Genomic DNA, 13,916 nt, shown 5'->3' with positions numbered 1-13,916 from the left:
CTTCCCGCCCCCCTCCCGCAGACGCCCCCGATCGCGCGGCCCGACCCGCTGGCCGCCGGGAAGGGAGGGGTCGCGAGCGGAGAGACGGTGCCCGCCGAGCACATCGCCGCGCTGCTGCGCCTCGGCCGCATCGGCCACGTGCGCGGCATCGAGGCCAAGCTCGCCGAACTGGAGGGCGATGCCGCCGTGCCGGCCGCCTTCGTGGCGCAGTTGCGCGGGCTGGTCGCGGCCTACGACATGCGCCGCTACGTCGGCGTGCTGGAAGGGCTCGCCCGCGATGCCTGAGGCGCAGCGCGACATCGTCCTCGTCGTCGATGATTCGCCCGATACCCTGAGCTTCCTCACCGAGGCGATCGAGCGCTCGGGCGCGACGGTGCTGGTGGCGGTGGGCGGCGACCTCGCCCTCGACCTCGTCGAGGAGATCACCCCCGACATCATCCTGCTCGACGCGGTGATGCCGGGCATGGACGGGTTCGAGACCTGCCGCCGCCTCAAGGCCAAGGGCCGGCTCGCCCACGTCCCCGTCATCTTCATGACCGGACTGTCCGAGACCGAGCACATCGTGAAGGGGTTGGGGGCCGGCGGGATCGACTACGTCACCAAGCCGATCGCCCCCGACGAGATCCTGGCCCGCATCCGCGTGCATCTGGCCAATGCCCGGTCGGCCCAGAGCGCGCGCGCCGCGCTCGACACCGCCGGGCGCACCTTGTTCGCGGTCGATGCCGCCGGCTCGGTCCTGTGGTGCACGCCGCAGGCCGCGCAGGTGCTCGCCGCATTTGGCAGTGCCGAACCGTTGAGCCTGCCGCCGAGCGGGCGCGACTGGCTGCAGAGATGCCTCGCCGGCACCGGCACGGCGCCCCTCGCGCTCACCGATGCGGGGGGACGGGCGCATTCCCTCAGCTTCATCGGCCGCACCGGCCCGGAAATCCTGCTGCGCCTGTCCGGCGATCCCACCGCCGCGGGCCTGGAGCGCCTGCGTGAGCGGCTGCCGATCACCGGCCGCGAGGCGGAGGTCCTTCTCTGGCTCTCCCGCGGCAAATCGAGCCGCGACATCGGCGAGATCCTCGGTCTCAGCCCCCGCACGGTGACGAAGCACCTGGAGGGCATCTACGCCAAGCTCGGCGTCGAGAACCGCACCGCGGCTTCGGCGGTGGCGGCGAGGCACCTGCGCGACCTGGATTGATCGGTCACGCCACCATCCGCCCCGGCTCCTGAGCGAGTGGCCTGCGCAAACGACTTGAGGCCTCGCGTGCAGGGGTGTACGGCGCAGGCGTCATGCCTTCGCCGCATTCCACGGGGAAGCAGGCCGCCGTCTCGTTCGGGCAGGAATCGTGCTGCGCCCGAGGCCGCGCACGGCGATCCGGCGCACCGCGCCAGGAAGGCCGCGCCTCGGACCGACGGCCGAGCCTGCCATCCCGCGGGGCTGCGGCGGCCCGAGTGAGCACCGCGTCCGATTTTTACGCGCCATCCGTTGAAGGGGTCAAAACGCCGATGTTCCTTGCCAAGTCTTCCATGGCCAAGCCTTTGGCGCGCCCGCTGCGCGTGGCCGCGTTCCTCGCCATGGCGGGCCTGGGCGCCGGCCTGGGCGGGACCGCGTTCGCCCAGGCGAAGAAGCCGGCCGCCCCGGCGCCGACCCCGGCCCCCGCGCAGGCCCAGCCGGCCGCGCCCGCCCAGCAGCAGGCCCAAGGCGCAGGCCCGCAGCTCATCAACGTGAAGTCCGAGCCGAGCCAGGCCGATTGGACCAAGGTCTGCGGCAAGGATCAGAGCTCCGGCACCGACGTCTGCTACACCACCCGCGACTTCGTCTCGGATTCCGGTCAGCCGGTGCTCGCGGTCGCGCTCTACGACATGAAGAACGCCGCCACGAAGCAGGAGGTGAAGGTCGTCCGCTTCCTGCTGCCGCTCGGCCTGATGCTGGCGCCCGGCATGCGCTTCGACGTCGACGGCAAGGAAGTGACCGGCGGCAAGTTCGCGGTCTGCTTCCCGAACGGCTGCTTCGCCGAGGCCGGCGGCGTCTCGAACGAGCTCATGAACGGCTTCAAGAAGGGCACCACGCTCAACGTCCGCGTCCAGAACCAGACGCAGCGCGAGGTGGTGTTCGCGGTGCCGCTCGCCGGCTTCGGCAAGGCGTTCGACGGTCCGGCCATCGACCCGAAGGTGCTCGAGGAGCAGCAGAAGAAGCTCCAGGCCGAGATGGAGAAGCGCAGCGACGAGATGCGCAAGAAGCTGGAGCAGCAGGGCTCGGCCCCGGCGCCCGCCGCCCCGGCCGCCAACGCCGCGCCGAAGTAAGCCGCCCGCACCAACGGTCGTCAGACGAGAAGCCCCGCCGTGGTCGCCACGGCGGGGCTTTTCTGTCGGCTGCGTCGGGCCGGGCGCCGCCGGCCTTGCAACCATGGGCGGACCTCCGCGTTCAGCATGTCCGAGATCATCCGGACGGCAACAGTCAACCGCCAAGTCGTCGTTAAGGATGTTTCGTCCGCTTGTCGGCGGGATTGCGTGAGCAACGGTGACGAAACGCACCGCGCAATCCCACTGCACAAGGTTAGGGGTTATTTAACGGATCGAGGCGGCCGCGAAGGAGCCGCTACGGAGTTCAGGCGATGAGCCAGCGCATCGAAGACATCAAGTTCATGGCGACGATGACCTTCGTCACCCTGTTCGGCACCTGCCTCACCGCGCTGGTCGGCTGAACGCGTCCGGTCCGGCGCTCCCCTTATCGCCCGGATCCGTTAAGAAGCCGCTTCCCTCTCTCCCCCCAAGCGGGGACGTCGCCGGGACAGAGCCCGGCCGGAAGCGTGAACCTTGCGACACATCCACGTCATCGGCATCGGGACCGGCAATCCGGAGCACCTGACGATTCAGGGCATCCGGGCGCTGAAGGCGACCGACGCCTTCTTCGTCCTCGACAAGGGGGAGGCCAAGGCGGGCCTTCTCGACCTGCGCCGGCAGATCTGCGACCGCTACATCGAGGGCCGGCCCTATCGCTTCATCGAGGCGTCCGACCCGGAGCGCGACCGCCGCCCCGCGGATTACGGCGTGGCGGTGGACGATTGGCACGCCGCCCGCGCGGCCCTCTACGAGGATCTGATCCTCGAGCATCTCCGCGAGGACGAGCGCGGCGCCTTCCTCGTCTGGGGCGATCCCTCCCTCTACGACAGCACCCTGCGCATCCTGGAGCGGGTGCTCGCCCGCGGGCGCGTCGGCTTCACCCACGACGTCGTCCCCGGCATCACCAGCGTGCAGGCGCTCGCCGCCGCCCACCGCATCCCGCTCCACCGCATCGGCGAGCCGGTGCGGATCACCACCGGCCGCCGGCTGCGCGACGGCTTGGGTGACGGCTTGGGCGACGAGCCCGGCGCCACCGTGGTGATGCTCGACGGCGACCCGCGTTTCGAGGGGCTCGATCCCGAGCTGACCATCCACTGGGGCGCCTATCTCGGCACGTCGGACGAATGCTTGGTCGCCGGCCGGCTCGGCGACGTGGCCGAGGAGATCCGCCGGGTCCGCGCGGAGGCCCGCGCCCGCCACGGCTGGATCATGGACATCTACCTCCTGCTGAGACCGGCCCCGTGACTCCGCGCCGGGCTCGCCCGCCCGCCGCGACATAGTGTCAGGGCAGGGGAGCGCCCCGCCACGATCGACGCGTCTCGAGACAGGTTTCTTCCGCCGCCTCACCGCGCGGCGACAAGGACCGCCTCCGGCCGCGTTTTCGCCGTGGCAGAGGCCTTGCTTCGCCGCCGTCGAGAGGGACACATCACGGGTCAAAGACAACCCGGACCATCCTTTGGGGGCAAGATATGGCGGCTGGCTCGCGGCGGGCCGTGCGCGGTGCTGTGTGCGTAACGGTCGGGCTGGCCGGCGCCCTGATGGCGGGACTCCTGTTCTCGGGACAGGACCGGCAAACGGGCCCGCGCGGGATCGTCGATCCGGTCGGCAGCGGCCTCGCCGGCCGCACCGAGTCCCGGCCGCTTGCGCCGGAGGCGGCGCCGATCCGCATCGTCCTCGGACCGGAGGGACGCGACGTGCGCCTGTCGGGCGAGCTGACCGAGGGCGCCGCCGAGCGGCTCGCCGGGCTCCTCGACGCGCATCGAACGGTCGAGCGCATCCATCTCACCAGCGAGGGCGGTCTGGTCGACGAGGGCGCGGCCATCGGCGCGCTGATCGCGGAACGCGGCCTCGTCACCTACGTGCCGGATTACTGCGTCTCCGCCTGCACCCTGGCCTTCGTGCGCGGGCGCGAGCGGCTTGTCCTGGCGGATGCGCGGCTCGGCTTCCACGCCCCCTACGAGACCGACTCGGTCGGCAGCGAGTTCGCCGTCGACAGCGCGCCCGAGCGCGCCGCCTACCTCGCCGCGGGCGTGCGGGCCGACTTCGTCGATGCCGCCCTCACGATCCGGCCGGACGACCTGATGATCCCCGACGCCGACACCCTGGTGAAGGCCGGCGTCGCCACCGGCATCGTCGATGCCTACCGCTTTCCCGACTCCACCCTCGACGACGGCGACACGCCCGAGCGGGTCCGCCGTGTAATCCTGCACGACGTGCCGCTGCTGGACGCGGTGGAGGCGGGTGCGCCGGGCACCGTCGCGCCGATCGCGGCGTGGTATCTCGACGGCTACCACCGAGGCCGCCCGGAGGGGGAGGCGGTGGACGGCGTCCGCCGGATGGCCGCCCACGCGGTGGCGCGAAGCCTCGCCGACGCCGATCCCGCTGCCCTGGACGAACTCGGTCGGATGATCCTGCGGGCGATGCAGCGCCCGAATCCGGACCGGGCGCGGGTCTGCGCGGCGGCCAGGGAGGGGGCGGGCGCCGTGCTGACGCGGCCACGGCTCGACCGGACGCAACTCGCCGCCGGCCGCGCGATCCTCGCGCGCGCCCTCGGATTGAGGCCGGCGGAGGATTCCTCGAAGCGCGCCGCCGTCGAGGCCCTCGCGGCGACGGGGTCGGCGCCGCCGGTCCCGGGACGCGGCTGCTCGGCCCTACGAAAAGCCTTCGCGGCCGCCCTGGCGCGCCCCGTGCCGGAATCGGCACAGGCCCTGCGCCCGCTCCTGTTCCCGGCGCCGCCGGCACGCCTGCGGCCGCCGCTCGAAGCCTCCGCGCTGCCGCCGTGATGCGCCGCCGCGTCGCGATGGTCGCGATGAGCCGCGGACGGCCGAGCATCATCCCGAAAGGCGGCCGCCGGCTTCCGGGAAAATGACGAGGCAAAACGGAAGGCGAGCGCCGCTCAATGCACCTGCCGGCCGCTGCCGCGAAGACGGCGGGCGAGTTCGTGACCGATCTCGACGGCGACCTCATCGACCAGACGGGCCAGCGGCGGATTGCGCAGGCCCGCCACCAGACCCTTCATCGCGGCCGCGTGGTCGGCGAGGCGGTTGGCCTGCCGCTGGGCCTGGTCCGTCTCCGAACCGACGGGGCGGCGCTCCTCCGTCAGGTCGAAGGCGAGCCCCTGCGTCGTCCGCGCGCCCGTGCCGGGATCGCGCCGGCATCGTCCCATCAGGCGCAGCCAGCGCACGCCCTCCGGCCCGGGGCGGGTGCGGAACTCCGCCTCGAAGGGACGGCCATCCTCGACCGCCGCCCGCAAGACACTCTCGAGGCGGAGGGAATCCTCGGCCTCCACCGCCGCCAGAGCCAGCGTCAGGGGTGCCCCACCCGCGGCCTCCCCCGGCACGCCGAGCAGCCGTGCCAGGATCGGCGAGAGCGCGAGACGGTTCGTCGCCGGATCGTGGGCCCAGGCCCCCAGGCAGGCGGAGCCGGCGAAGGCGGAAGGAAGGTCAGGTTCAAAAGCCGTCGTCTCGGGGTACCGGCAGATAGTCTCCGGGCACGAACGGCCGCAGTTCGGGGCTCATCGGCGAGCCGCGGATTCACCCGACCGGAGCAGCATTTGACGCCGCACCGGATCCTGAAAAGCAATCTGAGGTGAATTTATACGGCCGAACCAGTCTTAAGTTATGTTAAGCCGACTCTGCCGACCTCGTAAAGAGCCCAGGTGGCACCGCCACGAAAAACCAACCTCAAGTGAACACAGTGACGGGCGGCAGCCGACCCACCTTTAACGGCCGGTTAACCATGTTGGGCGAAATCCGGGATCTGGGCATCCCGGCATCACAGGACCGGACGGCCCGAAAGACCGAGAACGGTGGGGGTGGCCGGCATGAAAGCGATCACGTTCGTCACGCAGAAGGGAGGCAGCGGCAAGAGCACCCTGTGCATCTCGCTCGCGGTCGCCGCGCAGGAAGCCGGACACGCGGTCTGCATCCTGGAGATGGACCGGCAGGCCACGATCACCGACTGGCTCGATCACCGCACCGCCGACGGCCCCGAGGTGGCGCAGATCGACGCCACGCAGATCGACCTCGTGATGGAGCGGCTGGCCGAGTCGTCCTACGACTACGTGTTCATCGACACCCCCGGCGTCGATTCCAACGGCACGCTCTCGGCGATCCGCGCGGCGGATCTGTGCATCATCCCCTGCCGGCCGACCCCCGCCGACCTTCGCGCCTTCAAGCCGACGCTCGCCGCCGTCTACCGCCTGGAGAAGAAGTTCGCCTTCGTCCTGAACCAGACCCCGCCGCGCTCCTACCGCATCCGCGACGCCGCCGACGGCCTGGCGGTGCTCGGCATCCTGCCCGACGTCAACATCGTGGCGCGCAACGACCACCAGGACGCCATCGGTGTCGGCCAGGGCGTCACCGAGTTCAACCCGAAGGGCCAGGCCGCGGGCGAAGTGCGCCGGCTCTGGAGCTGGATCGAGCGCCGCATGCAGGCGACGGGGCAGCGCCCGAGCAAGGCCGCGGCGACGGGCAAGGACGCGAGAAAGCATGTCAAGGCCGCCTAAGCTCGACCTCGCCTCGATCGTCGCCGCCGCCGGCCCGGCCAACGGGCCGCGGAAAGGCGGGGCCCGACCGGCCGCGAAGGCGAACAAGCCGTCGGGCGCGGAGATCGTCCAGCTCGACCTCGCGGCGTCGCCCCCGCTCTCCGCGCGGGCCGGGACGCTCAAGGAGCGCGCCAAGCAGATGTCGGTCTATCTGGAGCCCCCGGTCTACGACCAGCTCCGGGACCTGGCCTACGCCGAGCGCACCAAGATGCATGCCCTGATGCTCGAAGCGCTCGACCTGCTGTTCAAGCAGCGCGGGGCCCGCTCGATCGAGCAGGTGCTGGGCGAGAACCCGCGCTGAGTTGCGCGCGGCGCCCAGAGGGGTGCGGAGCGCGTCCGGACCGCGCCGTCCGTTCCTCGGTCCGGGAGCGGCCTGCCGGACCTCGCTCGCCCGCGGTGTCCGCTCGCTCGCGGCGCCGACGCGCCGTTCAGCCTTCCTTTACCGCGTCCGGACGATCCTCTGGGGACGGCCGGGCGTCTTCCGGTCGGGCGTAGCGTGATCTCCCGAGACCCAGCTTTCCGCGGTCTCGCGGGAGCCTGTGGCGTAGGCGGGGAGCGGGCGGGCGACATGACCCATGTCATGCCACGGGATTTGGCGCGGGGCGGGAAGACCCCGGAGGATCCGGCGCGCGGCGCGCGGCCGATCCTGCGGCCGGCCCTGCAGCTCCTGGCGGTCTGCGCGGTCGCGCTGACCACCGCCAACTGCGCCAACAACCCGGCCAAGCTCGCGGGCGCCGGATCCTCGTCGGGCAACGGGGTCGATCCGAAATACGGCGTGAAGGCGAGCCGCCGCCTCTACAACGAGGGCGACGTGATCCCGAAGGGCGGCGGACGGCGCTTCTCGGGCAAGCCCTACGTGGTGGCGGGCAAGACCTACGTCCCGCGCGAGGACGCCCGCGGCTACGTCCGCGAGGGCCTCGCCTCCTGGTACGGCAGTGCCTTCCACGGCCGCGTCACCGCCAACGGCGAGGTCTTCGACCGCCACTCCATCGCCGCCGCGCACCCCACCCTGCCGCTGCCGAGCTATGTCCGGGTGACCAACCTCGACAACGGCCACTCGATGATCCTGCGCGTCAACGACCGCGGCCCCTACCATGCCGGCCGCCTGATGGACGTGTCCGAGGAGGCGGCCCGCGCCCTCGACTTCCACCGCAAGGGCACGGCGCGGGTGCGGGTCGAGTATGCCGGAAAGGCCTCGATCGCCGGCAGCGACGACCGCAAGCTGCTCGCGACCCTGCGCACCGACGGCAGCCCCGCCGCGATCGGGCGCGCGCCGGTCATGATGGCCGATCTCGGTCCCTCCGAGCCCGATCCCGCGCCCGAGCGGCTCGAACGCGCCTCCCGCGCGCTCGCCTTCCGCCCGGCGGGCGAGCGCGATGACGACGCGCCGGAGAGCGCGAGCCCCGCAACCCGCCCGACCCGGCCCGCGCCGGTCGTGCTGGCGAGCGCCGCGGTCGCCGTGCCGGCGGCCCTGCAGCCGACCGCCGCCCGCACCGCCCCGTTCCGCCCGGTGCCGGTGGCGCTCGCCGCCGCACCCGCCCACAACGCCGGCGCCAAGCCTGCCGCCGCCGAGCCGCGGCGCATGGTGGCCGAGGCCGGCCGTGCCGCGCCCCCGGCCCGGCACAAGGAGGCGCCGCTCCCGGTCACGCCGACCCGACTGGCCACCGCGCCGGCCAAGGGCACGGCCGTGCCGATCCACACCGCGCAGGCGATGCCGATGAAGGCCGGGGCGACGAAGGCGTCGCCGGTCCAGCAGGTCGCGGCCAAAGGCGAGATCAAGGGCGAGATCAGGGGCGCGTTCAAGCCCGCCAGCCGCGCCGGGGCCGCCGAACCGGCCCCGCGCATGGCGGCCATGCCCGCAACCTCGAAGCAGGCGATCGCGAGGCTCGCCGGCGCCGCCCCGGCACCGGGCGCCAAGGCCGCCGCGAAGCCCGCCGCCAAGACGGCCGTCGCTCAAAGCCCCGGCCCGTCCGGAGCCAAGCCGAGGCGCTCGCAGGTGGCGGCGGCGAACTGACGCCGCCGCGATCGAGCCGGCCTCCGGACGCGGCGGCCGGGAGCGCCTACTCGGCCTTGGCGTTCACGTCGAGCTTGTCGAGGACCGCCGCCGGGGTCGGGGCGGTGCTGACATCGACCATGCCGAGGCCCTCGCCGTTCTTCGCCTTGGCGCTGATCGAGAGGGTGCCGGGCTTGGCCACGAACTTGCCCATCGCCGCGCCGATCGCCTTGGCGGCGGCCGAGTTGCCGAGGATCACCGGCACGCCGATCACGCTCGCGGTGACGTATTCCTTTCGCAGCTCGTCCGGCTTGAGGCTCAGCACCTTCGCCTGGGCGTCGATGAAGCGCTCGAACAGGCCGCCATTCTCCAGCGTGAGGTCCAGCGCCTTCGCGGTGGCCGAGAGCATGGCGAAGCCCGAGACCGCGGCGTCGGGATCGAACACTTCGGGGCCGATGCCGCCGAGCGTGGCGTTGAGATGGAGGCGGCCCATATCCTTGCCGGAGAGCGACAGCTCCTTGAAGCTCAGCTCGCGCTTGTCCTCGTTCCAGGCGGTGTCGGCCGTGGCGTCGAGGTCGAGGTCGCGGTAGCCGTAGAGCCCGAGCGAGCCGAGACCGGGAACGCCCTCGACGACGGAGGCCGGCATGGTGAGGCCGGTCAGCGTGAAGCGGGTCTGGGTCGGCACGCCGTCCTTCGGCGGCCCGAAGCTCATGCTGGCGCCGCGCAGGCCGATATGCAGCGGCGGGAGCACGACCGGCTTCGGTGCCTTGAGCGGATCGCCCGAGGCCACCGGCGCGGGCGCCACCGCCGCCTGCGCGAGATCGAGCCCGAGATCGGACAGGGTCAGCGTGCCGATGACGGGGGTGAGGCGGCGCAGCTCCGCCTCCTGCAGGTCCGGCGCCGGCGCGGCGCCCTTCGCGAGACCCGTGTCGGCGGGCGGCGGCGCCTTGGCGAGACGGCGCAGCGCAGCGATGGTCGGCTCCAGGGAGAAGCCGGTGAGCGTGAGGCGCCCGACCTTCCCCTGCGCCTCCTTGGCGCCGAAGCCGATATCGGCCACCGTCACGCCGGACTCGGCCCCGCCGGCATAGCTCATGCGGCCGATGCTGAAGGAGAGCGGATCCTCGCCCTTCACCTCCTTCACGGTCAGATCCGTCGCCTCCAGGCTGCCGACCGAGACCGATTCGGCGAGGTCCGCGAGCAGGCCGGCGGCGCGGGCGCGCTTGGCCCGGTCGTCCTCGGCGAGGCCGCCGTCGCCCAGAGCTTCCACGGCGCCGCGCCAGGTCGCCGGCGTCTGGCGTCCGGCGAGGTCGCGCCCGGTGAGGCGGGCGATCGACACCGTGGTGCCGCGCTCGTCGATGAAGGCGATGGTCTCGACGGCGAGCGTCGCGTAGAGGCGCAGGAGCGGACTGTCGGCGCCCCCGGCCTCGCTGTAGAGGCGCGCCAGCGCGGTGAGATCGACGTCCTCCGCCCGGATGCGGCCGTAGCTGCCGCTGCCCGCCTGCGGCGCCCCCTCGACGGAGAGCGTCGCGCCGGCCGCGGTCAACTCGCTGATCCGCCCGGCGCGGATCGTGCGCGCCGCCACATCGCGATAGGTCACCACCTGCCGCTTCTCGCCGTCGCGGCGCTCGACCCGCAGCTCCGGCATGGTGAGGCTGCCGGCATCGAGGCGCTGGAGCCGGGCCGGCCAGCTGTCCTTCGGATCCTTGGTATCCTTGGCCTTGAGGATCGCGAGCAGGTCGTCCCGCGACAGGCGGGTCCCGCTCACCGTCACCTTCGGCGCCGTGACGAGCGTGTCGCCGAAGGCGAGGCTCACGTTGTCGAGGACGAGATCCTGGACCGCGGACGCCGCTTCCTGCGCCGCGGCCGGCGCCCACGGCGCGGGCCCTGTCAGCAGCGCCACCGCGCAGGCCGAGGCGAGCAGTGCCCGCATGAGGACGGGACGGCGCGTCGATGACGTCATGGCTGGATCGGATCGCAGGCTGGCGGGAGATCGGGATGGGCCGTGAGGCCACCATCCCTGCCGGTTTTCCACAGGCGTGGCAATTGCGCCGACGCCACGGAGCGGACGGTTCGCCGCCGCTGTTCGGTCCCGCCGCCTCGGATCGCGCCGCCTCAGATCGCGAAGGAGGTGCCGCAGCCGCAGGACGCCGTCGCCAGCGGGTTCTCGATCTTGAAGGACTGGCCGATCAGGTCGTTCACGAAATCGATGGTCGCGCCGCCCATGTATTCCAGCGAGACCGGATCGACGAGCACGGTGGCGCCGTCGCGCTCGATCACCACGTCGTCGCCCTCGCGGGCATGGGTGATGTCGAAGGCGTAGGAGAAGCCCGAGCAGCCGCCGCCGTTGACGCTGATGCGCAGCGACGAGCCGGGGGGCTCGGAGCCCATGATCTCGTTGATGCGCTTGGCGGCGCGGGCAGTGAGGTTGATGTCGGCCATCGTGGTGCGGTCCCGTTCGTGAACCGGTGTCGTGAAGGGCGCGCGTCCGCGATTGCCGCGGGCGTCACCTCACACAAGATATGAGGCGCGAGAGCTGGCTGCAACGCGGCTCGGAGAGGGAAGGGTTGTGCAGGTGCGGCAGAACGGCGAGCGCTGGCGGGCGCCCTACGCCACCGATCCGGCGGCGACCCGCGGACGGCTGATCCCCGAGGCCTTCTCGCCGACCCGCAGCGACTTCCAGCGCGACCGCGACCGCATCATCCATTCCACCGCCTTCCGGCGGCTGAAGCACAAGACGCAGGTCTTCGTGCATCACGAGGGCGACCATTACCGCACCCGGCTCACCCACAGCCTCGAAGTGAGCCAGATCGCCCGGGCGCTCGCCCGGGCATTGGGCCTCGACGAGGATCTCGCCGAGGCGCTGGCGCTGAGCCACGACCTCGGCCACACCTGCTTCGGCCACACGGGCGAGGACGCGCTGCACGCCTGCATGGCCGCCTACGGCGGCTTCGACCACAACGCCCAGGCCCTGCGCATCGTCACCCGGCTGGAGCGGCGCTACGCCGGCTTCGACGGGCTCAACCTGACCTGGGAGACGCTGGAGGGCCTCGTCAAGCACAACGGCCCGCTCCTCGATGCCCGCGGCGTGCCGATCCCGCGCTACGCCGCCGACGGCATCCCGGCGGCGGTGATCGAGTACAACGCGGTCAACGACCTCGAGCTGTCGCGCTTCGCCGGCCCCGAGGCCCAGGCCGCCGCGCTCGCCGACGACATCGCCTACGACGCCCACGACCTCGACGACGGCCTGCGGGCCGGGCTGTTCGACCTCGCCGACCTCGCCACGGTTCCGTTCCTGAAAGGGCTCCTCGACGAGATCGACGCCCTTCATCCCGGCCTGGAGCCCTCGCGAAAGATCCACGAACTGGCGCGCCGGGTCATCACCCGCTTCGTGGAGGACGTGATCCGCGAGGGCGAGGCGCGCCTCGCCGCGCTGGCGCCGGGCAGCGTCGGCGACATCCGCGCCGCGGCCGAGCCGGTGATCGCCTTCTCGCCGGCCATCGCGACGGCGGATGCCGACATCAAGCGCTTCCTGTTCGCGCGGATGTACCGCCATCCCGAGGTGATGGCGGTGCGGGCCAAGGCCGCGACCATCGTCGACGACCTGTTCGCGGCCTTCCGCGCCGATCCCGCGCGGATGCCTGAGGAATGGTCGGCCGGGCTCGAGGGCGCGAGCGAGTCCCGCATCGCCCGGCGTATCGCCGACTACATCGCCGGCATGACCGACACCTACGCGGTGCTGGAGCACGGAAGGCTGTTTCCCGTCACGCCCAACCTGCACTGGAGCCCGCCGAGCCGTGGCCTGCCGCTGACGGAGCCGTGAGGCACCGCCCGCGGGGGGCCGATGGGCGTCAGTAACAGACGCAGTTCGAGCCGTAGCCGGTGTTGTAGACCGGGGCGTAGCCGGTGGTGACGGGCGCGTAGCCATAGCTGTAGCCGTAGGCCGGTGCCGCGTAGCCGCCGTAGCCGCCGGTCAGCGCGCCGCCGGCGAGCCCGAGGCCCAGTCCGAGCCCGGCGCCGGCCAGACCGATCCCGGCCCCCGCGAGGCCGAGGCCCCGGCCGTAGCCGTAGCCGTAGCCGTAGCCTCGGCCGTAGAAGCCGCGCGCGGCGTAGCCACGATATCCGTAGCCGCCCCGGTAGCCGTAACCGCGATACCCGAAGCCGCGATGCCCGAAACCATGGCGGTCGCCGGCGAACCCGCGGTCGCCGCCGACGCGTCCGACATGGCTGAAGCGCGCCCCGCCACCGTGATGGCCGTAGCCGCCGTAGGAGCGGCCGCCGACATAGCCGCCATGACCGCCGAAATCGCGGGCCTCGGCCGTTGCGGGAAGGAGGGTCAGGGCGGCAAAAGCCGTGGCGGCGAGGGCGAAGGACTTCATCGGAGCGGTCTCCAGAGGGGATCTCGGCCTCGACAACGCCGCCATTCGCGCAGGGCGTGCAACGTTGCATTCTACCGAGACGCGGCCTTGTCCCCCCGCGGAAGACGGGGCGGGACGGGCCGACAGCTGGCGGAGGACCGATTGAGCGCCGAACACCGAGCCCCGCGCGACACCCGCGCCGCCTATCCCCGGCTCGTGCCGCTGACGACGCGCTGGGGCGACAACGACGTCTACGGGCACGTCAACAACGTCGTCTACTACGCCTTCTTCGACACGGCGGTGAACGGGATCCTGGTGGAGGCCGGCGCCCTCGACATCGCCCGCTCTCCGGTGATCGGCCTCGTGGTCGAGACGGGCTGCCGCTACTTCGCCCCGGTCGCCTTTCCCGACGCGATCACCGCCGGCGTGCGGGTGGCCCATCTCGGCCGCACCAGCGTGCGCTACGAGATCGCGATTTTTCGCGACGCCGAGGCGGAAGCCGCCGCGCAGGGCCATTTCGTCCACGTCTACGTCGACCGGGAAACGCGCCGGCCGGCACCGCTCCCGGAGCGGCTGCGCGCGGTGCTGGCGGAACTCGCGGCCGCCCAGCCCCCAGCGCCGTGACACTCCCGCCCGCCATTGCTATGCCGCCCCGACGCCGGCCGCCCGACGCGCGGGCCAGCCGGCACGCGGC

General features: G+C 72.3%; 14 protein-coding genes. 10 read left to right on the top strand and 4 right to left on the bottom strand.

Annotation, left to right across the window (positions count from 1 at the left end; translation table 11 throughout):
- The 5 genes from ABS772_RS10170 to ABS772_RS10150 form a co-directional block, all read left to right on the top strand.
- A partial coding sequence (locus ABS772_RS10170; protein WP_350394208.1) for a hypothetical protein occupies window positions 1-285 on the top strand: 285 nt, incomplete at its 5' end.
- Window positions 278-1,183: a DNA-binding response regulator gene (locus tag ABS772_RS10165; RefSeq protein ID WP_350394206.1), complete on the top strand. Its 906-nt coding sequence runs from the start codon at window positions 278-280 to the stop codon at window positions 1,181-1,183. The genes ABS772_RS10170 and ABS772_RS10165, both read left to right, overlap by 8 nt.
- Window positions 1,184-1,491: 308 nt before the next feature.
- Window positions 1,492-2,289 carry an invasion associated locus B family protein gene (locus tag ABS772_RS10160; RefSeq protein ID WP_238257885.1) on the top strand — a complete coding sequence of 266 codons (798 nt, stop codon included), beginning with the start codon at window positions 1,492-1,494 and terminating at the stop codon, window positions 2,287-2,289.
- A gap of 513 nt (window positions 2,290-2,802) precedes the next feature.
- The gene (gene cobF / locus ABS772_RS10155; RefSeq protein WP_350394204.1) at window positions 2,803-3,573 is read left to right on the top strand and encodes a precorrin-6A synthase (deacetylating); all 771 of its coding nucleotides are present in this window, start codon (window positions 2,803-2,805) and stop codon (window positions 3,571-3,573) included.
- A gap of 224 nt (window positions 3,574-3,797) precedes the next feature.
- Window positions 3,798-5,111, top strand: a complete 1,314-nt coding sequence (locus tag ABS772_RS10150; RefSeq protein ID WP_407942982.1) for a COG3904 family protein — start codon at window positions 3,798-3,800, stop codon at window positions 5,109-5,111.
- Window positions 5,112-5,224: 113 nt separating this feature from the next.
- Here the strand turns inward: ABS772_RS10150 and ABS772_RS10145 are convergent, their stop codons facing one another.
- Entirely contained in the window at window positions 5,225-5,668 is a 444-nt protein-coding gene (locus ABS772_RS10145; RefSeq protein WP_350394200.1) for a hypothetical protein, read from the bottom strand.
- Between the two features lie 483 nt (window positions 5,669-6,151).
- Between ABS772_RS10145 and ABS772_RS10140 the strand changes: the two genes are divergently transcribed.
- The 3 genes from ABS772_RS10140 (at window position 6,152) to ABS772_RS10130 (ending at window position 8,888) form a co-directional block, all read left to right on the top strand.
- A complete protein-coding gene (locus ABS772_RS10140) occupies window positions 6,152-6,835 on the top strand; it encodes a ParA family protein (RefSeq protein WP_238255267.1) in 684 nt (227 codons plus the stop codon).
- Window positions 6,819-7,175, top strand: coding sequence for a ribbon-helix-helix domain-containing protein (locus ABS772_RS10135; protein ID WP_238255268.1), 357 nt, complete (start codon window positions 6,819-6,821; stop codon window positions 7,173-7,175). Before ABS772_RS10140 ends, ABS772_RS10135 begins: the two co-directional genes overlap by 17 nt.
- Window positions 7,176-7,442: 267 nt before the next feature.
- Window positions 7,443-8,888, top strand: a complete 1,446-nt coding sequence (locus tag ABS772_RS10130) for a septal ring lytic transglycosylase RlpA family protein (protein ID WP_350394197.1) — start codon at window positions 7,443-7,445, stop codon at window positions 8,886-8,888.
- A 46-nt stretch (window positions 8,889-8,934) separates the two neighbouring features.
- Here the strand turns inward: ABS772_RS10130 and ABS772_RS10125 are convergent, their stop codons facing one another.
- Window positions 8,935-10,827, bottom strand: a complete 1,893-nt coding sequence (locus tag ABS772_RS10125; RefSeq protein WP_350394196.1) for a hypothetical protein — start codon at window positions 10,825-10,827, stop codon at window positions 8,935-8,937.
- A 152-nt stretch (window positions 10,828-10,979) separates the two neighbouring features.
- Window positions 10,980-11,306 carry a HesB/IscA family protein gene (locus ABS772_RS10120; protein WP_056246834.1) on the bottom strand — a complete coding sequence of 109 codons (327 nt, stop codon included), beginning with the start codon at window positions 11,304-11,306 and terminating at the stop codon, window positions 10,980-10,982.
- 127 nt (window positions 11,307-11,433) lie between these two features.
- Between ABS772_RS10120 and ABS772_RS10115 the strand changes: the two genes are divergently transcribed.
- Window positions 11,434-12,687 (top strand): deoxyguanosinetriphosphate triphosphohydrolase, encoded by a 1,254-nt coding sequence (locus tag ABS772_RS10115; protein ID WP_350394194.1) that lies wholly within the window; start codon window positions 11,434-11,436, stop codon window positions 12,685-12,687.
- 28 nt (window positions 12,688-12,715) lie between these two features.
- On the opposite strand, the gene ABS772_RS10110 is transcribed toward ABS772_RS10115, so the two are convergent.
- Entirely contained in the window at window positions 12,716-13,243 is a 528-nt protein-coding gene (locus ABS772_RS10110; protein WP_350394193.1) for a hypothetical protein, read from the bottom strand.
- A 141-nt stretch (window positions 13,244-13,384) separates the two neighbouring features.
- On the opposite strand from ABS772_RS10110, the gene ABS772_RS10105 reads away from it, so the two are divergent.
- A complete protein-coding gene (locus tag ABS772_RS10105) occupies window positions 13,385-13,846 on the top strand; it encodes an acyl-CoA thioesterase (protein ID WP_350394191.1) in 462 nt (153 codons plus the stop codon).
- The last annotated feature ends 70 nt before the right edge of the window (window positions 13,847-13,916 follow it).

Origin of the sequence: Methylorubrum podarium, assembly GCF_040270385.1 — a bacterium.
Lineage (GTDB): Bacteria > Pseudomonadota > Alphaproteobacteria > Rhizobiales > Beijerinckiaceae > Methylobacterium > Methylobacterium podarium.
The sequence above is the reverse complement of the archived record's forward strand: the minus strand, read 5'-3'. Positions and strand labels throughout refer to the sequence as shown.

Bases quoted from the DNA above. Each gene is read 5' to 3' on its own strand.
- ABS772_RS10165 (WP_350394206.1), top strand. From the start codon at position 278: ATGCCTGAGGCGCAGCGCGACATCGTCCTCGTCGTCGATGATTCGCCC.
- ABS772_RS10160 (WP_238257885.1), top strand. From the start codon at position 1,492: ATGTTCCTTGCCAAGTCTTCCATGGCCAAGCCTTTGGCGCGCCCGCTG.
- ABS772_RS10150 (WP_407942982.1), top strand. From the start codon at position 3,798: ATGGCGGCTGGCTCGCGGCGGGCCGTGCGCGGTGCTGTGTGCGTAACG.
- ABS772_RS10140 (WP_238255267.1), top strand. From the start codon at position 6,152: ATGAAAGCGATCACGTTCGTCACGCAGAAGGGAGGCAGCGGCAAGAGC.
- ABS772_RS10135 (WP_238255268.1), top strand. From the start codon at position 6,819: ATGTCAAGGCCGCCTAAGCTCGACCTCGCCTCGATCGTCGCCGCCGCC.
- ABS772_RS10130 (WP_350394197.1), top strand. From the start codon at position 7,443: ATGACCCATGTCATGCCACGGGATTTGGCGCGGGGCGGGAAGACCCCG.
- ABS772_RS10125 (WP_350394196.1), bottom strand. From the start codon at position 10,827: ATGACGTCATCGACGCGCCGTCCCGTCCTCATGCGGGCACTGCTCGCC.
- ABS772_RS10120 (WP_056246834.1), bottom strand. From the start codon at position 11,306: ATGGCCGACATCAACCTCACTGCCCGCGCCGCCAAGCGCATCAACGAG.
- ABS772_RS10110 (WP_350394193.1), bottom strand. From the start codon at position 13,243: ATGAAGTCCTTCGCCCTCGCCGCCACGGCTTTTGCCGCCCTGACCCTC.